At 40.5% G+C, this 24,047-nt stretch carries 16 protein-coding genes and 1 pseudogene; 15 read left to right on the top strand and 2 right to left on the bottom strand.

The features are described 5' to 3' along the window. The first annotated feature begins 108 nt into the window (after positions 1-108). From DYI25_RS07505 to ppc, 8 genes are all read left to right on the top strand, one after another. On the top strand, positions 109-1,185 hold the full coding sequence (locus tag DYI25_RS07505; RefSeq protein WP_249745278.1) for an FUSC family protein: 1,077 nt from the start codon (positions 109-111) through the stop codon (positions 1,183-1,185). 151 nt (positions 1,186-1,336) lie between these two features. Continuing rightward, positions 1,337-2,722, top strand: a complete 1,386-nt coding sequence (locus DYI25_RS07500) for a M48 family metallopeptidase (protein ID WP_213367782.1) — start codon at positions 1,337-1,339, stop codon at positions 2,720-2,722. Between the two features lie 28 nt (positions 2,723-2,750). Further along, on the top strand, positions 2,751-3,173 hold the full coding sequence (locus DYI25_RS07495) for an RDD family protein (protein WP_213367781.1): 423 nt from the start codon (positions 2,751-2,753) through the stop codon (positions 3,171-3,173). A gap of 106 nt (positions 3,174-3,279) precedes the next feature. Then, entirely contained in the window at positions 3,280-4,254 is a 975-nt protein-coding gene (locus DYI25_RS07490) for a glycerophosphodiester phosphodiesterase family protein (protein WP_213367780.1), read from the top strand. A gap of 172 nt (positions 4,255-4,426) precedes the next feature. Further along, positions 4,427-5,392, top strand: coding sequence for a DMT family transporter (locus DYI25_RS07485; protein ID WP_213367779.1), 966 nt, complete (start codon positions 4,427-4,429; stop codon positions 5,390-5,392). 178 nt (positions 5,393-5,570) lie between these two features. Continuing rightward, on the top strand, positions 5,571-6,419 hold the full coding sequence (locus tag DYI25_RS07480; RefSeq protein ID WP_213367778.1) for a GNAT family N-acetyltransferase: 849 nt from the start codon (positions 5,571-5,573) through the stop codon (positions 6,417-6,419). Between the two features lie 454 nt (positions 6,420-6,873). Next, positions 6,874-15,981, top strand: coding sequence for a carboxypeptidase regulatory-like domain-containing protein (locus tag DYI25_RS07475; RefSeq protein ID WP_213367777.1), 9,108 nt, complete (start codon positions 6,874-6,876; stop codon positions 15,979-15,981). Positions 15,982-16,212: 231 nt separating this feature from the next. Beyond that, on the top strand, positions 16,213-18,975 hold the full coding sequence (gene ppc / locus DYI25_RS07470) for a phosphoenolpyruvate carboxylase (protein ID WP_213367776.1): 2,763 nt from the start codon (positions 16,213-16,215) through the stop codon (positions 18,973-18,975). A 170-nt stretch (positions 18,976-19,145) separates the two neighbouring features. Here the strand turns inward: ppc and DYI25_RS07465 are convergent, their stop codons facing one another. Beyond that, positions 19,146-19,607 (bottom strand): hypothetical protein, encoded by a 462-nt coding sequence (locus DYI25_RS07465; RefSeq protein WP_249745277.1) that lies wholly within the window; start codon positions 19,605-19,607, stop codon positions 19,146-19,148. Between the two features lie 114 nt (positions 19,608-19,721). Here DYI25_RS07465 and DYI25_RS07460 point away from each other — a divergent pair, with 114 nt between their 5' ends. From DYI25_RS07460 to DYI25_RS07450, 3 genes are all read left to right on the top strand, one after another. Then, the gene (locus DYI25_RS07460) at positions 19,722-19,997 is read left to right on the top strand and encodes a hypothetical protein (protein WP_213367774.1); all 276 of its coding nucleotides are present in this window, start codon (positions 19,722-19,724) and stop codon (positions 19,995-19,997) included. Positions 19,998-20,300: 303 nt separating this feature from the next. After that, positions 20,301-20,738 (top strand): CBO0543 family protein, encoded by a 438-nt coding sequence (locus DYI25_RS07455; protein ID WP_213367773.1) that lies wholly within the window; start codon positions 20,301-20,303, stop codon positions 20,736-20,738. Between the two features lie 69 nt (positions 20,739-20,807). After that, positions 20,808-21,131, top strand: coding sequence for an MGMT family protein (locus DYI25_RS07450; RefSeq protein WP_213367772.1), 324 nt, complete (start codon positions 20,808-20,810; stop codon positions 21,129-21,131). Here DYI25_RS07450 and DYI25_RS07445 read toward each other — a convergent pair. After that, a complete protein-coding gene (locus DYI25_RS07445) occupies positions 21,128-21,286 on the bottom strand; it encodes an aspartyl-phosphate phosphatase Spo0E family protein (protein WP_213367771.1) in 159 nt (52 codons plus the stop codon). The genes DYI25_RS07450 and DYI25_RS07445 overlap by 4 nt on opposite strands. A 613-nt stretch (positions 21,287-21,899) precedes the next feature. Between DYI25_RS07445 and DYI25_RS07440 the strand changes: the two genes are divergently transcribed. The 4 genes and pseudogenes from DYI25_RS07440 to DYI25_RS07430 all read left to right on the top strand — a co-directional run bounded on the left by DYI25_RS07440 (position 21,900) and on the right by DYI25_RS07430 (position 23,933). Further along, on the top strand, positions 21,900-22,286 hold the full coding sequence (locus tag DYI25_RS07440) for a flavoprotein (protein ID WP_213367770.1): 387 nt from the start codon (positions 21,900-21,902) through the stop codon (positions 22,284-22,286). A 204-nt stretch (positions 22,287-22,490) separates the two neighbouring features. After that, on the top strand, positions 22,491-22,859 hold the full coding sequence (locus DYI25_RS07435) for a YbaN family protein (protein ID WP_213367769.1): 369 nt from the start codon (positions 22,491-22,493) through the stop codon (positions 22,857-22,859). Positions 22,860-23,074: 215 nt separating this feature from the next. Further along, positions 23,075-23,257: pseudogene (locus DYI25_RS22425) on the top strand (ring-cleaving dioxygenase); the annotation flags it as partial. Between the two features lie 70 nt (positions 23,258-23,327). Then, positions 23,328-23,933, top strand: coding sequence for an alpha/beta hydrolase (locus DYI25_RS07430; RefSeq protein ID WP_213367768.1), 606 nt, complete (start codon positions 23,328-23,330; stop codon positions 23,931-23,933). Positions 23,934-24,047 lie beyond the last annotated feature (114 nt).

Here is a 24,047-nt window from a genome sequence, read left to right as displayed (position 1 = left end):
TTAAAAATACCACTCTTTAATTAATCAGTATTTTTCAAATAGGTTTTATTCCATTTAGGAAGGTTATGTTAGAATATAAGCGTTCTCATTAGAGAGTGAGGGGTTTAAATGATTACTTTAGGTCCAAGAGTTTTAAAAACAGGAGTGGCCGTTGCACTTGCTTTATACATAACAAAATGGATAGGGTTGGAGCCTCCGGTCTTTGCTGCAATCGCAGCTACCTTTACGATTCAGCCGTCTATTTATCGTTCCTGGAAGCAAGTGTTGGAGCAGTTCCAGGCAAATACGCTCGGTGCGATCATCGCAATCGCATCCATTTATCTATTCGGAAACAACCCAATTGTCATTGGGTTTGTAACCGTTATAGTCATTATCATCAGTTTGAAGCTGAAAATGGAAAGTTCAATCTCCTTAACGCTAATCACAGTTTTAATTATGATGAGTTCAAGTGAATTTAACGGAATAATAACAGCAGCAAACAAATTTATCATTGTTCTTGTTGGGATGGGTTCCGCCTTCCTTGTTAATCTAATCATCTCACCACCAAATTACAACAAGAATTTTAACGAAAAAATGGATGATAGCTTTAAAACCATGTCCCTGCTGATCAGGACAGCCATATCCAATGAACTGACAGAGAAAACATTTCAGGATCAATGGAGTCAGTTGAGAAAGGACATTGCCAAGCTTGAAGACCTCTATAAAATACTAGATGAGGAAAGAAAGAAAATATCGAAGGTGAAACCTCTTGATGTGAGAGAATTGGTGGTGTTTAAGCAAATGCTTGCCTGCCTTCATCATGGCTTGAGACTTTTGGATATCGTCGAGGACCATTTCTTTCAAAGCCGGCCTGAACCGCAGGAGACAAATGAATTTGATGATCAATTCGAAGAGCTGATTCAATATCATGAGATGATCCTCCTTAAATATTCAGGGAAAATCAGAGAACTAGATATGGAAAGTCGTCATAGAAAAAGCGGATTATTCCTTGAATCGATCATGGAGGATAGGTCAATCGAACGGAATGATAGATTGCGTCTCACGATAATTGGTTCCGCGATTTATGACTACGCATTTCAGCTTGACCGGTTAAATGAGCTGATTGATCAATATCAAAATAGAAAGGTAGATACAGAAAGTAACAGCAGAAAAGGTTTTATAAAAGGAACAAAGCGTTTTAAATGAACGAAACTACTTCCTTGGTGTAATGGAATCTTTTCCAGTACTTGGTATCTGGACAGGTAAAATAAGGTCTTTATCCCTATGAAAAACAGCTATTCCAATTAATAAAAATCTCCTATAATCTATTTAATTGTGATTAAGGGGACATTGGGAAATGACAGAAGAAACCTTTAACGAAAAAAACCTGTTACATAAAAATGAGAATAAATATTTCTGGATTGTATTAAGTATTAGTATTGCTTCTTACATTCTGTTTGCTTTATCCGTTGTAGGAATATTTATCATTGCAGCATTCGTCTTGATTTCATTAATACTTCATTTATTGATGATTGGTCAAATACGGCTTAACGCGGTAAAAATCGGTGTGAATCAATTTCCGATTATCGATGCTACGGTAAAAGATCTTTGTATCAAAATGGGGATAAAACGCACCCCTGATATATACGTGCTGCAGTCTGGCGGAGTAATGAACGCTTTTGCCACGCGCTTTTTCGGAAGGAATATGGTCGTTGTTTACTCCGAAATTTTCGAGCTTATTGAACAAAATGCGGAAGAGGAGCTTCAATTTGTCCTGGCTCATGAATTGGCTCATATAAAACGGAATCATCTGGGTAAAATGATGTTCATCCTTCCTTCCATGTGGATACCAGGGATTGCAGAAATGTATCTGCGCGCCTGTGAGTATACGTGTGACCGCTATGCGGCTTTCTATACAGGAAATCCTGCAGCGGCGAAAAATGGACTTACCATGCTGGCAATTGGGAAAGCCTTATTTAGAAGGGTGAACAAAACAGAATACCTTGAACAAATTAATAAGGAAAAAGGATTTGTTGTCTGGCTGGCAGAAATCTTATCAACGCATCCACCTCTTCCAAAAAGAATAAATGAAATAAGCGTCTTTTTTGGCGAAACCGATGATTCAGTCATTATTCATTCCAAAAAATCAAAGGGACCGTTTGCTTTTGTGGCTGCCTCCATTATGCTTACTGTTTTGGCCATAGTTGGTGGAGTTAGGGTCTATAATGACGTGAATACAGCTTTCTTTGCTGAAGAGGAATATTACGTTGATGAAACAGAAGTATCTCCGTTAATAGATGCTGTTATCAGTGGAAATACGAAGAAGGTTGAAAGTTTAATAGAAAATGGCGAAGATATCCACCAATTAGACTATAATGGATACACAGCATTGGACTGGGCTGTTATGGATGACAATATCCAGATGGTTCAATTGCTTTTGGATTTAAAAGCCGACCCAAATTTCGAATCCGATTATGGCATGACACCATTCATGACTGCTGCTGAAAAAGGGACTGCGTCAATGATCAAAATGCTGCATGATGCTGGCGGTGATCCAAACTATCAAGAAATGAGCTCTGGCTATACAGCATTGACATACGCAGTATTCAGTGGAGAAGTTGAAACGGTAAAATTATTGATAGAGCTGGGGGGAGACATCCAGTTAAAAGATTATTCGGGTATGACTGCGAGGATGCACGCTTTGCAATCAGGTGAGCAAGAAATCGCAGATTTATTAAAATAAAATAAACGAACAACTAGGAGGAAATTCAATGAACAGACCAGCTGGCTTTTGGGTAAGACTGGGTGCAGCAATTTTAGACGGATTAATTATCGGAGTGCCGCTTTCGATCATTAGCTATTTAGTAACAGGCAGTGCGGAAGACAATGCTTTTACTTCCTCACTAAACCTGGTATACACTCTGCTTGTTCCAATTGTGTGGTCAGGGTATACAGTAGGTAAAAAAATTGTAGGTGTGAGAATCGCAAAAGTTAATGGAGAAAAACTTGGTTTCGGTACGATGCTTATGCGAACGATCGTTTCAGGACTTGTTTATGTACTTACATTAGGGATTGGTGTAATCGTCAGCGCCTTCATGGTAGGTATTCGTCAGGATAAGAGAGCGATTCATGATTTCATTGCAGGAACATATGTAACGTATGAAAAACCAAATGAGATCCAATATGAACAATAAGAAATAGCATTTAGGACACCTGTATCCCAGGTGTTTTTTTATGGTAAAACTTGGTGATTCTTCCGCTCTGGATATGTTATATTGTTAAGAAGGATGGAGGAAGAAGATGAAAGTTTTAAAAAAGAAAAAAATGATATTCTTGCTGGTCTTGATTTTATTTATTTTCATAAATAATACTACATTACTTACAAATTCTGCGAAGCAGCCGACTTTATTGGCCCATAGAGGCATGGCACAGACGTTTGATATGAAGGGTGTTACAGGGGAAAGCTGTACTGCTGAAAAGATACATAATCCGGAACATGAATTTTTGGAAAACACTATTCCGTCGATAAAAGCTGCTTTCAATGCTGGCGCATATATTGTGGAGCTAGATGTCCACCCAACCTCTGACGGTGAATTTGTTGTATTTCATGACTGGACACTGGATTGCCGGACAGAAGGGGTGGGTGTTACCAGGGAACATAGCTTGAAAGAACTTAAGGCTCTTGATGTAGGATATGGATACACTGCTGATAATGGAAAAACTTATCCCTTTCGAGGAAAAGGCGTTGGCATGATGCCAACACTGGAGGAAGTATTGCAGGAATTTGGCGGTAAACAATTGATGATTCACATAAAAAGCAATGACCCCGATGAAGGCAGACTCCTTGCAGCCTACCTGAATAACTACCCAAAAGAAACAGTAAATCACCTGACTGTTTATGGGGGAGATGAACCTATCGCAGTTTTAAAATCGCGGATGCCTGATACGAAAGTTATGTCAAAAGAAACACTAAAAAGCTGTTTACTGCCCTATATTGCTATTGGCTGGACTGGATACTTACCAGAGTCCTGTACGAATACTCATTTGCAGATTCCTGAAAAAATTGGCCCATGGCTTTGGGGCTGGCCAGAAAAATTTGTTGATCGCATGGAGCAAAAAGGTACAAGTACTGTCATCGTCGGAGGAAATGGCAGCGGCTTCTCTTCTGGATTTGATACAGAGGCAGATCTTGATCGCTTACCAGACGATTACCAGGGAATCATCTGGACAAATAAAATCGAAAAGATAGCACCGTTGATCAAGGAATTTAAATAATGGCTGTCTTAAATCGATAGTAGCTTTATGGCCACGCTTTCCAGCCTAACCTATGCCTCAGAACTATTAGTAAAAGCCAGGATGCCGGTTTTTTTCTTCTGATGGTGCTAGCAAATAAAGCTAACAAATAGAGCTAACAAATAGAGCCTATTTATTAAGGGGGATTGAGTTAATGGGACCTATTTTATTAGGCATTTTAGCGGCCTTCTTTTTCGCATTCACCTTTGTTCTGAATCAATCAATGGAATTATCTGGAGGAAGCTGGATATGGAGTGCTTCACTGAGATACATATTCATGGTTCCATTCCTTTTGGCCATAGTGGCAGCAAGGAAGAATTTGAAGCCATTAATCCAGAATATGATGCAAAATCCAAATCAATGGTTTATTTGGAGCTTTATTGGCTTTGTCTTATTCTATGCACCCCTTACCTATGCTGCAGCCTTTTCTCCCGGCTGGCTGATTGCAGGTACATGGCAAATCACGATCATTTCGGGTGCTTTGCTTAGTCCCTTATTTTATGAAATAACAATGACTAATGAAGGTTTAAGGACAGTCAGGGCAAAAATACCTTTTAAGGGACTCGGGATGTCCGTGATCATTTTGGCAGGTATACTGCTTATGCAATTTGAGCATGCAAAGCATATACCAATCGAAATGGTTTTTCTCGGAGTCATCCCCGTATTTATCGCTTCTTTCGCCTATCCATTAGGAAATAGAAAAATGATGGAAGTAACCAATGGCAATCTTGATGCATATCAACGTGTCCTTGGAATGACTCTGGCTAGTTTGCCATTCTGGTTACTCTTAGCTCTATATGGTTTTTGGACGGAAGGAGTCCCTACAGGGAACCAAAGCTTCCAGTCACTTTTAGTGGCCATAACATCTGGTGTAATTGCGACTGTGTTATTTTTCAAGGCAACAGATCTAGTGAGAGGAAATATGCAGAAACTCGCTGCGGTAGAGGCAACCCAGGCAATGGAGGTGCTGTTTGCCTTAGCGGGTGAATTTTTTATCTTATCACTGCCTCTTCCATCTCCTTTATCCTGGATCGGCATCATCCTTGTCATGCTCGGAATGGCACTTCACAGCTATTCATCAATCAGGAGAAAAGAAGGGCAATTGAAAGTAAGTGCCTAAGATTGGTATTACGCAATAGGAGTCGATTGAGTGACAGAAAAGGCTCGTTTCCATCACGAAAAGGTAAGGGTATCTTCTGTACAGTCGGGACCTTCCTTCCCTGAAACGTAATTTACGCCAACTGGTTGGAATATTAAAACAATGCGCACTTTATCGAGCATTTCAGGGGGAGAATAGAATGGAGCTAAAGGATGTAAAACTTACAAAACACATGAAAAAAGTATTTAGAATCGCACAACAGGATTGCCAAATGACGCAGAGCGCATGCCTGGTGCCTGAGCATCTGTTGATCGGGTGTTTGGACGATGGCTCCTTCCCTATAAAGGAGGCAAAACAAAAAAGCGGTATCGATATTGATGTTTTGAAGAATACATTTAACCCGAGTCCTGATAACCTTTCTTATGAAATCTGCGAACCTTTAAAAATTCCAATTTGTCAATCAACGAAACTAGTGATTGAACAAGCAATCAGCTATATGAGAAACTACAATCAAATTTATCTAAACGAAGGGCATGTCCTGAAGGCTCTGATTAAGACCGGGCAAACTGAAAAGCTGTTGACTAAAGAAATGAATAACACACTTCTCAGTGTTGCTACAGTTTCCCGGGATATGTCCCTGGATTTAACAGGCTACAAGAAACCGGATACACTCTACAGGAAAATTAGAATAGTTAGCAATGAAGATGCTGAAAGGTTGATTCTGTTCATAAACGAAGAATTTGGCACCCGCTGGACTGAGTCGATTAAACACGAGTTGAGGAAGCAGCAGCCTTCTATTTTTATCGCGGAAGATCAAGAAGAGAGGATAGTTGGCTTCGCTGCTTTTGATATTCATAAACCACATTATTTTGGACCAATGGGTGTCGCAAAAAATAACAGAGCTGGAGGAATTGGAGAATCTTTGCTGCATTTTTGCCTGGATGCCATGAAAAATAGAGGGTATAAAGAAATACACATAGATAATGCCGGACCAATTGAATTTTATGAGAATACCTGTCACGCTAAAGTAATTCCTTTTATGAATTAATTCAAAATTCAAGACCATTTTTATGGTCTTTCAGAATACGGACAAAGGGCATATTATGAACGAGGATGTTGGTCACCAATTAAACTTATTGGTGACCTCCTTTTCTGGGATCTCGGTTTTTTGGGCGCCAATAAGGCCTATTGGTGACCTCTTTTCCTCGAATCTAGGTTTTTCGAGAGTCAATGAGGTCTATTGGTGATCTCTTTTTCTGGAATCTCGGTTTTTTGGGCACCAATGAGGTCTATTGGTGACCTCTTTTTCACGAATCTCCAAGACCATTTTCATGGTCTTTTTTCATTACAAACAACCATTACATATTTCCTATAAATTACAAAAATAGTAATACTTTGTATTCATTTTATTCAGAATAGTATAAATATTCAATAAAATAGAAGGTTTTTACAAAATTATGCAGTATTTCTTCGTTAATCAAATTTTCAGGGGGGCAAGAAAATTGAGAAGAAAAACGAAGGAAACTTTAAGAAAGACTTCGGCTGTGTTGCTGGCAATGTTAATGGTTTTTTCATCATTTTCAACTTCGCTGGCATCGGCCGCCGAACAAAAACCCAAGAGTTTTTCAAAAGAAGAACTCGTACTGGAGAAACAGCGGGAGCAAATTTATGCTTTAGGAAAAACAGAAGAGCAAGAAACAACGTCGGCAGGAAGTGATCAGCTGACAAACCTATTAGATGGACTGGGAATTGAACCTCCACCTCTGAAAGGTGATGAAGGAACAGCTGCTGAAATGAAAAAAGAAGCTGCTCTCCTTAAAGCCCTTGAGAAGGAGCAAGAAATCGATGTCATCATCAGGATGAAAGACCAACCAGACCTCAATGAGATTTATCCTCAGGTAAAAGCAAAGAAGAACCGCGCAGAAAAAATCAAAACCATCCAAGAACACCTCAAAGAAAAAGCGAACAATTCTCAAAAAGGAATCCAACAGGCACTCGCTAATCTAGAAACAAAAGGAAAAGCCAAAAAGAAAAGTTCTCTCTGGATCATCAATGGACTCACTGCTTCTGTCACAAAAGAAGCAGTGGATGAACTGAAAAAACGTGAGGATATTGCCGAGATCTCTCTCGACGAAACCCTAAGCCTCCCAGAAGTGACGGTAGAAGAAAATCCCCCGCGACTGCCTGAATGGGGACTGGAAAAAATCTATGCACCAAAAGTATGGGGACAATACGGATTGAAAGGTGAGGGTATAATCGTCGGGATTATGGACTCTGGAGTTGATGGAAACCACGAAGCACTAAAGCAAAACTACCGTGGCCGGGATGGAAATCATCAATATTCTTGGATTGACCTATCAGGCCAGGGATACAAAACTCCAAATGACGGACATGGCCATGGAACCCATGTTGCGGGTACTGCGGTTGGCGGCGGGGATGGAGAACCGATAGGGGTAGCTCCTGAAGCAGAATGGATCGCAGCTAAAATTTTCAACGACGGTGGCTCGACAACGCTATCGGCCATCCACCAGGCATTCCAATGGTTCATGGCACCAGGCGGGGATCCTTCAAAAGCTCCGCATGTGGTCAACAATTCATGGGGCAATGCCAATACGTATAATCTCGAATTCTATGAAGATGTCAAAGCATGGATATCGGCAGGGATTTTCCCTGCATTCGCAGCTGGAAACGATGGTCCTGGCTCACAAACAATCGGGTCCCCTGGTAGCTTTCCAGAAACATTCGCTGTCGGCGCAACCGATATCTATGACCAAATAGCATATTTTTCAAGTCGCGGACCGGTTTTCTGGAAAGATGAAAATGGAAATGAGCAAAGGCTTATTAAGCCAGACATTTCTGCACCGGGCCACAGGATATATTCAGCCTGGCCTGCTAAAAGGAATGAAGGGAAATACAATACAATAAGCGGTACTTCAATGGCAACTCCCCATGTCACTGGAGCGGTAGCTCTCTTGCTGCAGGCGAATCCTAACCTGACAGTGGACCAGGTAAAAGAATCACTCACGCAGACAGCCAGAGTAGAGCCGCATATGGGAACGTTGCCTAATGATTCATATGGCTCAGGAATCATGAATATTTATCAGGCTGTCACCGAAACAGCTTTCGCGGGTGAGCTTACTGGTAAGCTGACAAATAAGGATGGCAAGCCACTTACAGGAAAACTTGAAATCAAGGAAGAAGCCCTGTCCTATGACATTGGAAAAGACGGGAATTTCAAGTTTAAGATCAGGGAAGGCAGTCATAAGATTAAAGTTACATCCTTTGGCTATAAAGATTTGGAATCAACAATAGAGCTGAAAAAAGGAGAAACACAATCAGTGAATTGGATATTGGAGAACGCCCAGGCGTTTACTGTTAAAGGAAGCGTAACAAATGAATCAGGAGAGGTTATACCTTATGGATATGTAAGAGTAAAAGGGACACCTCTATCCACATTCCGGACAAATGCTAGTGGCACATATGAAATTAAAAATCTGCCTGCCGGACAATATGTTCTCCAGGTTTCTGGAGAAGGGATAATTGGGTTGGCAAAAGAGATAGATGTTAGTAATGATACATCCATTGATTTGAAGGTGAAGTCTAATGATTCACCGTTAAATAAAGGCTGGGAAATGGCGAATGGGAACATACACCGGAATGCTGTCTCCGGAAATGCTATAGACCTGGATGCGCTAGAAGAAGGATGGAAATACGATGCAACAGGTAAAGGAAAAGTCTTATTTTCCACTCCTGCAACAGCTAATGGAAAAATGATTCTTGTTACTGACAGTGGATATGTTATTGCGATTGATACTGTAACAGGAAAAGAGCAATGGTCAGTGAAAATCGGAAGTACGAACAGGTCTTCACCAACGATCGAAGGAAATAAAGTCTATCTGTCAGGTGGAGAAGATGGGAAGGTTTATGCTCTCAATCTTAAATCAGGCAGTATCATATGGACGGCAAATATAGGTGCCATAGCAGTCTATGAATCTCCGTTATTTATTGATGGGACTCTGTTTGTTGCATCAGATCTTTCAAAGGATGCAAAGCTAACCGCGCTGAATGCAGAAACAGGTGAAAAGAAATGGAGTGTCGAACTTGACGCGCCTACCTATTTCGGGCCTAGTGCGGGAGACGGTATGCTTTTTATCGGAAGCTATGATAATCAAAAACTGAGAGGACTCAGTATAGAGGACGGAACCGAGGTATGGAGCAAAACTCTTGTAAATGAAGGTGTTGCTTCCAAACCGGTATACGATAAAGGAACGCTATACGTGGCAGGTACCAATTTTAATACTGAAGGCGGTACGCTTTATGCTCTAGATGCGAAAACGGGTGAAGAAAAATGGAAAGCTGGCGGAATCGGGGATACACAGGCTGGATCACCGATAGTCTATGAAGATATCGTCGTCATTGGTTCAGCTGTTCAGCCGGTATTGCGCGCATTTGATGCAAACACTGGTGAAGAACGATGGAATAACCGTTCTGTTGGCGCCACGTTAAACAATGGTTCTGTTTCCGCGAACGGCCTTTTATTCTTTGCAGGGACAAGTGGAAACCTGTCAATCCTTGATGTGTATACCGGTGAAAGGTTGAAGGATTTCAGCCTTCCAGTTTATAGCACTTCCGGGATCCCAATTCTTCCAGGACAGGTATTCGTCCCTTATCAGACAGGTGTACAGAGCTACAAGTCACCTGGTATTGTAAAAGGTACATTAAAGGATACGAATGGAAATGCTGCCCAGGGTTCTGTGACAGTAGTGGAAACAGGGGAGTCAGTCGAAACAGATGAAAATGGAGACTTTGTCCTTAAGAACACACCTGGAGAGTATACCATTCGGATTTCCTCCTATGGTAAAAAGCAAATAACCGAACAGGTAAAGTTTTCTTCTGGCTATGTATTCACGAAAAGCTATGAACTTGAAGATGCAGCCCAAGGTTCGTTCTCCATCCTGGTAAAAAATCAGCGTACTGGCAAGCCAGTAGATGGAGCTATGGTTAAACTTAGTGAGTCACCAGTTGAGGGGAAAACAAACAGCAATGGAACATTTGCAACAAATGAAGTGTTCGAGGGAACATATATGGCAGCAATCTCATTAAAAGGTTATAAGGCTGGCAGCATTGAAATTGTTGTAAAAGCTGGTGAAAATACAGACCTGACCTTCGAATTGCAGCCTATCGATATTGCAGTTCTCAATGATTATAAGAGCGAAATCACCACCTTGCTGAACGTTAATGGTTATACAGCTGAAGAACGGGGCTGGGACGTGATTGAGGATGTTGGCCGTTATAAAGTACTTTACTTGAATGGCGCATATGGTTCGGATGGGGCAAAGCCAACAGAGGCCCAGTTTAAAGAATTGGCCGAAAAAGCAAAAACTCAAAATGTCAGCATCATATTAACGGACCAGTGGGGCTCAAATTATGGTTCCATTCATCATCTGAAAGACTTCTACATGGATCCTAAAGAGCTTGGTCATGACTATGATGGCGGAGAAGTTAGAATACAGGTTGAAACTGAACATCCTATTTTCAAGGGATATAAACCTGGAGACAGAATCAATGTGTTAGAAAATAACGCGGACTTTGCCTGGTTTAACCAGTATTCAGGAAGGACAATCGGTAAAATCGGCAACACTGACCTTGGTTTTGTCGGATCCGGGATTGCCTATAACGCTGTATCAGAAGACAGCGCACATTTGTTATTATCCAGCCATGCTACAGTACCTTGGGAGAGTTCCAAGTCCTGGCTTCACGGTCAGCAGCAAATCTTGTTTAACAGTATAGATTATCTGTACAAAGCTGAATACGGAAAGCTAACAGGTTCAGTGACTAATGCAGCAGGGGAACCTGTCGTGGCAAATATCGAAGTGCTTGAAACGGGAGTTAAAGCAAAGACTGACGCTAATGGAAACTTCACGGTTTTCCACGATGAAGGTTCCTTCAATCTGGAAGTCAGGTCAAAAGGATTAGGTTCTAAAGCAGAAACCGTTACTGTATCTAAGGAGGCGCCTGCCACAGTCCAAATTTCCTTAGGTGAGTCAGAAAAAGGATTACTAGCAGGCACTGTAACGGATTCCATATCAGGTATGGAGCTTCAAGGTGTCAATATTACAGTTAAAAACTCAGCAGACGAAACTATTTCAGAAGTTCAAACTGCTTCTAACGGACGGTATGAAGTTTCTGGGTTAGAGGAAGAAGTATATGAACTTAAATTCAGTAAGGAAGGATACATCGCACAAACTCAAATTGTCGATGTCGCCCGCCATTCGGCTGAATTTGACATTCAGATGCACACTATGCCTTCAGTAGGTGTAGTAGGTGATTACTATTCTTCCGAGAAAAACTTCAAAGCTCTTTTTAAAGAAATCGGTGTTAATGTATTAGATGTGCAGCCTCCCGATCTAGTTAAGAGAATGGGTGATTTTGATGTCATTTTCTTCAATGATCCAAGCTCATCAGCAATAACTGATGAAATGATGGAAGCAGCAGATAAAGCACAAACCAGCCTGATTTATGGTGACGCTGTATGGGGTGGCGGTATATCAGAGCTTGTAGATTATAGACAGGATCCAAAGGAATTCAAAACAATTAGAAAAACAACCGAAGCTGCACAGTATAAGGTTCTAGAGGAGCACCCAATCTTCAATGGAGCAAAAACAGGCGATCTCGTTGAAATCCTCACACCTGCAGCCAGCTATATTGGATACTTCAAGGATTACAGCGGCTATCCGCTTGCGGAGATCAAGCACGAAGGATCGGATGTCACACATGGCATTGGAATCGCTTATAAGCCTAGATCAGCCGGCAGCGTTGAATTGCTGATGAGTGGCCATGGCTTTGCTTATTACCACGGAGCTAAAGACTATACAGAGGAAGGGAAACAACTCCTCATTAACTCGGTTTTATGGGCAGCAAATGTCAAATACCCAGTGATCAATGGCACGATTGTCGATGAACAAGGCAACCCATTAAAGGCAGATATAAAGGTAAAGGGACAGCCGTTCCAAACGAAGTCAAGCCGAGAAGACGGCAACTTTTCAATAGCGTTGTTATCCGGAGAATACGAACTTGAAATCAGTGCGTATGGATATGCTTCCAAAACAATAAAAGCAACAGCAGAGATGGATAGTGAACCGAAGAATATTCAACTTTCAGTTGCTGAAAATGTTGGGTCGATTTCTGGAACCGTAGAAGATTCCAAGGATGGAAATGCGATAGAAGGAGCCAAAATCACACTCTTAGGAATACCAAGAGAAGCGGTGACAAGCTTACAAGGGCAATATAACCTCTCAAAAGTTGAGCCTGGAGACTATACAGCAAGGATTGAAAAGGAAGGATATGTACGCCAGGATGTTGCAGTGAAAATTACAGACAATCAAGAAGTGTCCCTGAATATAAAATTGCGACTTTCACCGACAGTTGGCGTAATTGTGGACTTGACTGCTTCAGGAACATCTTATAAGCAATATCTTGAGGAAAGAGGCTACAAGGTCATGAACCTGAATTATCAGGATCTAGACAAATTGGATGAGGTGGATGTTATTTTCGCCAATTCTGATTATGCACCAAGCCTCGTTCCATCGAGGGAAGATTTCCTGGCATTCCAAAAAGCCCTGGATGAAAAGCGGAAATCTGTCATCTGGACAGGCCAGGCCGGAGGGCGTGGTTCGATCAGGTACTTGCAAGAATTCAATAATGAACCGAAAACAATTTTTGAACATAACAACAAAGCTGGAGCGCAAGGGAAGGTGTTGGAAGAACATCCTTTGACAACTGGTTTCAAGGCCGGGGAGACTATCGAGATACCTGGCAAGTCAGGTTACTACTATGGATTTGACGGCTATTCTGGTAAAACTATCGTGGATTTCTCGCATACTGAAACGGGCGAGAAGGGTAGCATGGTGGCATACAAGGGCAGGACAATCGATTCGGTGGAAATCCTTCTTGCCAATATGACAATCAGCCATGTATTCAAGCCGAATGCTTCTTTTGACCCGGCAAGGGAGAGGTTATTGAACAATGCGCTGAACTGGGCACTCGACCAGAAAGAAGCGCTTGTCGGTGAACTACATGGTACAGTCCAGAATGAGAATGGGCCAGTAATGGCGACAATTAAGGTGAAGGAAACGGGAAAAACCTATCAAACGGATGACAAAGGGAAATTCTTTGCTGCATTTGAGGAAGGAACCTATACCCTGACTGTTGAAGCTTTCGGACACGAAGCAAAAGATTTTTCAATTACAATTAACAAGGGTAAAGCAGTATCAGAAGGTTTTGCTATCAAATCAGTTGCTTCCGGTATCCTTGCTGGTAAAGTTATCGATGTATCAACTAAAGATGCCATTGCTGGAGCTAGGATAGACGTGATTGGAACACCGGTGACAGTTAAGACAAATGAGGAAGGAAGTTATCAGGCTACACTTCCTGCTGGCAGCTATGAGATTAGGGTAATAGCAACAGGCTATAAGCCGATTTACAAGTCAGTCGAAATTACAACTGGGCAGCAGACTGATATGAATGTTTCCCTTGTTGTTTCTGAAAAAATAGCCGTTCTTGCAAATCCTTATCAGAAGGATAGGATCTTGCCATTCCTTGAGGCAAATGGGTATGACATTGATTTCTATCCGTATACGGAATACGAAAGTCTGATTGAGGAGCTGCAAAATTACAAACTTGTCATTGTGAATGACACTTCTTATTACATGAAAGAAGACAGTTTTAAAGCGATGGTTGAAAAAGCCAATAAGAACGAAGTCAGCATGATTTTCACTGCCAATTACGGCGGGACAATCGGTGATTTGAGTGATGCCTATGGTGATCCAGAAACACTTGAGAGAAGTTATGTTGACAAAGAACTTAATCTGAAAGTGGAAGAAAATCATCCTATCCTGAAAGGGTTCAGTAAAGGAGAAGAAGTACCTTTCCTTTTGAATCCAAAAGGTGCTGTACAATATTCGGTTTTTACAAATTACAGTGGTACAACTCTTGCAACTCTTACAAACCCTCAAAAGGGAGATCTGGGAAGCACAATTGGCTATAAGTTCAGTTCATCAAATAGTGTCCATATTTTACTGTCCGAACTGCAAATTAGCGGATATGGTCACCCTAATGATCGATGGACTGAAAATGCGAAAAAGGTATACTTGAATGCGATAGACTACGCATTGACAGCCAGCCAGGGTGAGATCAAAGGTGAAGTCTTGGATAGTCAGGGTAAGCCAATTGCAGGTGCCTTTGTCACCATCGAGGGAACAAGCCACAAGACCACAACCAATGCGGCTGGTCAGTACAGGTTTGGGATTGGTGTTGGTGAATATGAATTAAAGGTCCAGGCAAGAGGGTTTGCTGAACAAACAAAACAAGCTAATGTAGAAGAACTTGGAAGCAATATTGAGCTGAACTTCACACTCGAAGCAATTGATGGTTCAGATTTGAATGGAGTGATCTCCGGCAAGACAGGGAAAGAACTGGTAACTGGTGCTGCATTGACTCTTATTCCAAAGGATGAGCCGGAGTTTAAGATGAGTGGCTACAGCAAGGATGATGGAACGTACGCATTTGAGAATTTACTTCCTGGTGAGTACACATTGGAAGTTGTTGCAGAAGGATACCTTTATGAAAAATTCGAGTTAGAGATCGGAACCGAAGATATGGAATTAAGCCTTGAATTAAATGCATTTGAAGCTGCAGTGCTTGGAGATGTTAACGGATCCCTGACAGCGTTATTAAACGAGCAAAAACTTTTTGCAGAAGAAAAAGAATGGGATATCCTTGGCAATGTCGGAAAATACGACATCATCCTGGTCAATACAAACAAAGGAACCAGGGAACAGTTCGAACAGCTGATCAAAGAGAGCGATGAACATAAAACAAGTCTTGTCTTTACAGGAACATGGGGCGTCGCTGAAGGTTCTATTCCATTGCTAAAAGAGATAATGGGAAATCCAGAAATGGACCAGCAAGGGTATAATGCAGGCGCCGTTTATGTCAACGCAGCTGATGGACATCCAATCTTCACTGGTATTAATTTGGACGAAAATGGCCTGGTCAAAATCCACACGGAGAAGAGTCCATATTCTACGTTCAAAGGTTATTCAGGCGTACCTGTTGCTAACTTGTTTGTAGACAGTGAGAGTAAAGGTAATTCGATTGAATTTGAATTCAGGAGCAAGGAGCACATGCACCTGCTTATGTCTACATTTGCGGTAACGAATATCATCGGACCAGACTATGGCTGGACAGATGAGGGCCGACAGTTGTTTGTAAATGCTTTGCGCTGGTCAAAGGATGCAGAGCAGGAAATCCCTGAAGAACCAACATTTGACAAGGAGGAAATGATGGTGAAGGGAGTGCCAGTCTTAATAAAAGGTACAGCATCCGTTGGAACAACAGTAAATATTTACGAACAGCACGGAAATGAAGTATTCCTGGTTGATTCGGTTAAAACAGGACGGGACGGTACTTTCCAGGTGGAATTAGATCTTGATAATGGTACGCATACTTTGCTTGTGGAAGCCGAGAATTTCGCGGGGAAAAGCAAGGCCACAAAATCAATGAAACTGATTGTAACCGGTAAACCTGAGAAGAAAGATAAAGCAAGCTAACGAATAGGAATTCGAATTGATATTGGCTTCCCATATAGGGAAGCCTTTTCTTTGATAGGGATTGTTTGAAAGGCATTTGAGTGGAAAAATAAATAAGGAATACTTACACTTATAAAACAGGTAAGTTATTGCCGGCATCCTTGTTCAATATGCTTATCACTTCACAATCTCGGTACTTTTGTGATATATTAATATTTAAAATATTCTCACTAGTTATAGGAAGGTGACAAAATGACATCAGGAATTGAAGTGAACGACAGCAGTTTGCCATTGCGCCGGGATGTTAAAATGCTTGGAAACATCCTTGGAGATATTCTAGTCTACCATGGCGGAGTGGAATTGTTTGAAAAAGTAGAAAAAATCCGTGCTATGTGCAAAACACTGAGGAATGAACATGACCGTGATACATACCCTGCTTTAAAAGAGGAAATTGCAGGTTTGTCTGTTCCTATGAGGAAAAATATCATCAGAGCTTTTTCCGTCTATTTTCATTTAATCAATGCAGCGGAACAAAATCACCGGATCCGCAGGCGCCGCGACTATCTGCTCAAGTCTGAAATCAGCACACAGCCAGGCTCTATTGAAGCAGCAATCCTTTCATTGAAAGACAATTATATATCCTCTGATATCATCCAAAATGTACTAAATACCATTTCATTGGAATTGATTATTACAGCCCATCCAACGGAAGCCACCAAACGTTCAATCCTGGAGATCCAAAAAAGGATAGCAGATATCCTCAAAAGTCTGGACAATCCACTCTTATCCAAGAAAGAGCGTGAGAGGATCGAGGAAAGCTTATTCAATGAGGTTTCCGTCCTGTGGCAGACAGATGAATTGAGGGACCGTAAACCTACCGTCATTGATGAAGTAAGGAATGGTCTTTATTATTTTGACCAGACACTGTTCGATGTCCTGCCTGAAATCCATCAGGAAGTTGAAACTAGCCTGAAAGACCATTATCCGGAACATGAATGGAAAGTACCCCATTTCCTTCGTTTTGGTTCATGGATAGGCGGTGACAGGGATGGGAACCCAAATGTTACTCCCGATATTACATGGGAGACATTGCAAAGACAAAGACGTCTGGTGCTTAAAAAGTATAAAGCGGTTTTGGTTGATTTGATGAAGCGATTCAGCCATTCAACAACAAGAGCAGCTGTTAGTGAAGAGTTAATGGCATCGGTCATTAAAGATGAGGAAAGATATCTAACAGAGGATCAAAAATGGAATATTGAAGGAGAGGTATATCGCCGTAAATTTGCTGTCATCATTCAAAGGCTTAAGGAAGCTGGAAAATCAGATATCGGCTACAAATCATCAGAGGAAATGCTTGAAGACCTTTTTATCATAAAACAAAGCATCTATCAGCATCATCCTGTCCATCATGAACTTAAAACTTTGCAAAAGTTGATCAGGCAAGTACAGTTGTTCGGTTTCCACCTTGCTACTCTAGATATCCGTAACCACAGCGGAGAACATGAATCAGCAATCGCTGAAATACTGAAAAAGGTAGGAATCACCCAGGACTATCCTTCCCTATCCGAAGATGAAAAGCAGGAATTGCTTGTGAAAATTCTTGAAGACCCACGTCCATTGCTTCTTCTTCATGATGATTATTCAAAAGAGACGCAGGAAATGCTTCAAGTTTTTGAAATGATAAAACGAGCGCACAATGAATTCGGGAAGCGATCGATTTCCGTTTACCTAGTGAGTATGACTCAATCTGCGAGCGACTTGCTTGAAGTCCTTGTCCTTGCAAAGGAGGCTGGAATTTACAGACTTCATGCAGACGGTACATTTGAGACGGATCTGAACGTCGCTCCATTGCTAGAAACAATCGACGATTTAACAGCAGGCCCTAAAATCATGGAAACATTATTCAATTTGCGAATTTACCGCGATCACTTGAAGAAGATGGGGGACCAGCAGGAAATCATGCTTGGGTACTCAGATGGAAGCAAGGATGGCGGAACATTGACAGCCAACTGGAAGCTTTACAAAGCTCAGCTGGAGATCAATGAAATGGCGAAGAAATATCAAATCGGACTCAAGTTCTTTCATGGCAGAGGAGGTTCACTAGGCCGTGGAGGCGGACCATTGAACAAGAGCCTGCTTTCCCAGCCTGTCGAAACACTTGGCCAGGGAGTAAAAATTACCGAGCAAGGTGAAGTTTTATCCTCTCGTTATCTATTGAAGGATATTGCCTATAGAAGCCTTGAACAGGCTACATCTACGATGATGAAGGCTGCAGCTAATGTACTGAAGGAATCTGAGCAGGGTCATTTGCGTGACCCAAGATGGGTCGATGCCATCGAGCAAATTTCTGCTGTCTCCTTAAGAAAATATCAGTCACTTGTATTTGAAGATCCAGATTTCATCACATATTTCAACCAGGCTACACCGTTGAAAGAACTAGCTGAACTGAATATCGGTTCCCGTCCGATGAGCCGTAAAAACAGTGCCAAATTCGAAAATCTTCGTGCAATACCATGGGTATTCGCCTGGACACAAAGCAGACAGCTTTTCCCGGCATGGTATGCGGCTGGATCTGGTTTGCAGAGCTTCGCACAGCAAAGTCCTGAAAATTTAAAACGATTGCAGGAAATGTACGCTGAATGGCCATTTTTCCGCAGTACCATCGATAACCTGCAAATGGCTTTGATGAAAGCGGATATCACCACCGCACAGGAATATACTTCACTTGTGGAAGATAAAGCAATTGCTGACCGTATCTTTGGCAACATTCTAGAGGAGTATGGACGAACCAAGAATATCCTTCTGCAAATAACAGAAGATGAAGAACTTCTTGACCATACACCAAATATCAAAGACTCTGTCCACAGACGAAATCCATATGTCGATCCGCTTAACTTCATTCAGGTGGAGTTGATAAAAGAGCTTCGCAAGGTTGAAGATCCGGATGATGAATTATTGACTCAGGTGTTATTAACAATCAGCGGCGTTGCTGCAGGATTAAGGAATACCGGTTGATGTAAAGAGGAGGTCCCAAATGTGATTTTTGGGACTTCTTTTTCTTACGTATGGAAGGCAATATCGGAACATTGTTTTTCTGATCAAATCAGGCTGATATGGTACTAAAAAAATACATTTGAGCTGGCAAGCCTCAAATGTACATTTATATAGTCTTGCAAATCAAATTTTCAGCCAGGCAGTTTCATTTGCCGTTCGAAAGTAATATAAGTTAAAGTTTCATTGTTGAGTGTCTTAGCCATCTTCATAGTAAGATTCAGTATTTTACGGATGCCTTCCTGGTGCCCGTTTTTGATAGCAAGCCCGTCACATTGTATTTCACTTTCTATATTCAGCTGTTGTTCAAGAACCGGATATACAATATGACCTATTTCATGCCAGATTATCGCTTCTTTTATATCTTTGTCGGCACAGAAGGTTGCATAGTCATATACAACGATGAACCAATCAAACTCAGCATCATAGGATTTATAAAACAAGGACAGAATCCGGGAATCGATATCCCATAAGTTAAGCCATTTTCCATTCTTAAATCCAAATACCGTTAATACTGCCTCCTTATTTTCAATGATTGCAATTCTCCCATTGACACCGTACTTCTCCTGATCCAGAAGTTCACCGATGCATCTCAAAAAATTCCTCCTCATAATGAAGACCTGTTAATATTGTTAAATATATTAGTTATTGTTAAACAACATGAGTAAAATAAAAAAGTAGGAAATTGACAAGAAGGGAGGAAGCTGTGAATGCTTTGTTCACATAGTTACTTGAAAGTGGATCGCAGAATCGAGGATAATGAGCAAGTTTATGAAGAAAACGAACAATTCATCCGAATGTATCATGACAGGATCACCACAGCTTCTGATATTTTTTATCTCAAGGACGTTTTAGATATAACATTCAAGAACATGTCCGGTAAGAAAGGATTTCTGTATTTACATACAACTAGAGGAGTGTACCCTTATTTAACGCATGAGAAGCCGGATCGGATTCTTCAGGTATATAAAGAAATTAAAAAATAAATTAGCTGATGTTGCTATTTACAATGAATTTTTAAAAATTTTGAAGGTAAAACAATAAAAATTACAGAAATCCCCACGGTTAACTTACATATTAAGAACAAAAAATCACACTCTATATACAAAGGGTGTGATTTAATGCTTTCTTCAACCATTGGTATATTTGGATACCAAATCAATGACTATTTGAGCATTTTAAGTTCCATATCGTTACAAGAGCTATTAGATGCCGAGAGGAACTTTCATAGGATATTAAGATTGTATTGGCATGAAAATAACTTCCTTACATATAAATGGTGGTTTCTGGTGGTTCTTTCTGTGGTACCGGCCATTGTCTGGTGGATACGAGTTGATAAAACAAGGTTGATCGAAAACACAGCGTTTGGTCTATTCTATGGTGTTACAGCCATCTTTCTGGATTCAATCGGAAGCAACGCTATGGTATGGACATATCCGGTAAGGCTCACTCCCTATTTAAATCCGCAGCTATATCCATATGATGTGGGAGTGGTCATCATCCCTTTTATGCTTGTTTATCAAAAGTACGGCTTCTCTTTTAAGAAATTCTTTATCTCGACAGGCTTGTTATCTCTTTTCTTAGCATTCATTGCTGAACCGTCTATGGTCTACCTGGGTATTTATAAGGAAATTACCTGGAAACATGTATATTCTTTTCCAATCTACTGGTCTTTAGGATTAATGTGTTGGGCTATCATTAAAAAATTCAAATCATATGAAAAGTAATTCAATCGCCTGGCTCTATAGCCAGGTGTTTTTTATGGTATAGTAAACTCGTTGAAAGGTTGTGGGAGAATGACGGATTTCACTATGAATGTTATTAATATAATTCAAAACATACCTTACGGAAAAGTAATGACTTACGGACAGATTGCAAAAGCTGTAGATAGCCCGAGATCAGCCAGACAAGTAGTCCGAATTCTTCATTCCATGTCGGAGAAATACGGGCTTCCGTGGCATAGAGTGATCAATTCAAAAGGCGAGATTGGCATCCAGGATGAAGAAATGTTTTTAACACAGAAAATGCTGCTAGAAGCTGAAGGGGTTATCTTTAAAACCGAAAGATCTATCTCCATTAAAGACTATTTATGGGATGTGAATTTTATCGACAAGCTCTAATGGACTAATTCCTGATAAAGCACAATTAACTCATCGAGATTTTGGCTGATTTGCACCGTTTCAGGACTATCAAAACCAGTTTCCAGGCCAATTCTAATCATTTCTTCTCTAAACAATTCGATTTTCCTCGTGAGTATTTCTTTAGAGTATCCCATGGCAGACTCCTTTGGAAGTTAAATTTCCAATCCTATTGTTAATATCGTCAACAATAACAAAAATTAAAATAAAAATGGACCAAAAAAAACACCTTTTGAGGGGTGTTTTTTCACTATGTTATCCTTTTGAAAGACCTTTTCTGTCTACTTATAATGGTGGCTGCTCTAGCCATTCATTCGAAACCAGACAAAGCACCACCTGCCATGTTTTTTATGTATATTAAATAAAAAATATAAGAAGACAACATCTTGGTTTCAAGATTCACATCATGTTCTGCAAATCCCTGCGGAATTGGATCAAGGTCCCAATTACAATAAAGAAAAAAGAGTTGGAATTATTTTAGAAAGAATATGTTGCTGGGCAAGGTATTTACTACAAAAAAACCTCTGAACCTAGAAAAACGATTTATACTTTTTAATAGAAGGCGAAGAAGCAGAACTTAAATTTTTCTATAGATACAGCCATTATTACACTAGACATTCTATCAAGTTCAAATAGAAAAGCTGTCCGAGAGGAAGCTGTTATTTTATGAGGATTTCATAAAAGATGTATTGAATTCGGCTTAATGTTGTAGGATAATTTTTTCAATGCTGGTTTTAAGGAGTGTACTAGATGGAATCGTCATTTAATCGTTTTCATGAAAACTATCTTGAAGCTTGGAAAAAATCTTCACTGTCAGAATTAAAACCTATGATTTCACGGGAATATCAAGCAAGGGAAATTACTGGAGGCAAAATCTCTGATTTTGGTTATGACGAGTCAATAAGAGGGTGGGAGCAGGGTTTCAATTTTGTCAGGGAAAACAATGCAAAATGGGAATTAAACGAGATTAAGAGAATTCACTTAAGGGAGCACGAGGTTTTATCCATCATTACTGCCAAATTAATCATCGGGGGAAATCCCCTGGAAACAGGCAACCTCTTCTTTCAGACATACACATACGATTTTGGCTGGAAGCTTATCAGAAGTTACATAGAAGCTGGTATACCTGTCAGCTAGTTTGATTAGAAAACATTTTGTGAAGGGCTCTTAAGGCAAAGCTTGTAGCTTGTAGCTTGTAAAACCAATTAATGCATTTACAAATCAGTTGCCTCACGGGACGAAAAGAGACCCGATAGCTATATGTTACGAATGTAGGGGCGTGATTCGGAAATCAACGTTGATATGAAAATAGGACTATATAAAAATCTAGGGGGATGCAAGGTGAACATCGCAGTTAAAGTTTTTTTAATCATCATAGGGACACTTTCAATAACCCTTGGAGTGATTGGGATTGTCGTTCCTCTTTTGCCAACGACCCCGCTGATTTTACTCGGCGCAGCCTGTTATGTCAAAGCGTCAGATAAACTGTACCGCAGATTAATCAGAAACAAATGGTTGGGCGGATACATAAGGGACTTCCGTGAGAAAAACGGGATCACCCTAAAAAATAAGGTTTTGAGTCTTAGTCTGATGTGGGTTTCAATATTGGTAACCATATTATTTTTGGGGATTAATTTTTGGCTCGCAGGTGTCCTGATTGTTATAGCTGTTACAGTAAGCGCATATATTTTATCATTTGACACTATTTGAGCAGGCAGAAGGCAACCTTTTAGCGAGAAGTTTGGAATGTTTTCTACTGGTTCACAAAATATACAATCAAAAGATTTGTATCCATTGGTAATCATCTTTCTCCTATCCTTTCCTTGACACAGACACCTTTAATTTATACAATTATCTTGATTTCGAGATATATTTCTATTAAAAAAGGATTATTGATAAAAACAGAAGGGCTGCTGTACAACACGGTAACGACACTCCAGGACAGAAATTATTTCAATGCGATTTATTTTATAGTTCACGGTGAAATATTATTCGAAATAGCAACTGACCCTCCAGGCTTTTCCATTGATGAATCTCATGATAGGATGAGTGAAAGGCTCATGCTTCCGCAACAGTATCTGAAATATCCTTATTATCATTTGAAGTAAAAAAGTCAGATATTTTGCAAGTGAATTCTTAAGTGTCTTTTGACCTTATTAAAATGTAAGGAGAGTTGAAATGAAACATATTTATAAAGAAGGAAGTAATACATCCAAACCAACTTTATTATTGTTGCATGGGACAGGTGGAAATGAAAATGATCTGCTCCCTTTGGCAAACATGATTGACCAGGAAGCATCAGTATTGAGTGTTCGAGGGAATATCCTTGAAAATGGAATGCCCCGATTTTTCAGGAGGCTTGCAGAAGGTGTCTTCGATGAAGAGGACTTGATATTCCGCACACAGGAATTGCATGAGTTTTTGGATGAAGCTTCGGAAAAATACAGTTTTGACCGCGATAACATTGTAGCAATTGGTTATTCAAATGGTGCAAATATTGCCGCAAGTCTGCTTTTCCAGTGTAAGAGTGCCCTTAAAGGAGCAATCCTCCACCACCCAATGGTACCGAGAAGAGGAATTGAACTTCCGGATTTATCAGGAACAGATGTATTTTTAGCTGCTGGTAAAAATGATCCGATTTGTCCCGCACAAGAATCGGAGGATTTGAAATCTTTATTGGTTAATGCAAACGCAAATGTAGAAATACATTGGGAGAACAATGGTCACCAATTAACTCTTAATGAGGTTGAGGCTGCACGCGACTGGTATTTGGATAGATATTAATTGTCAGGAACAAAAAGCGCAAGAGCATCGATGGGCTTGGCGCTGGAGCTAGATTAAAAATACTGCATAAAGTTATCCACAATTAATCATTTATTTCCATACCAACAAAAAAGA

This window comes from Mesobacillus boroniphilus (assembly GCF_018424685.1).
GTDB classification, from domain to species: Bacteria; Bacillota; Bacilli; order Bacillales; family Cytobacillaceae; genus Mesobacillus; species Mesobacillus boroniphilus_A.
This window is presented reverse-complemented; position numbering and strand designations above follow the sequence as displayed.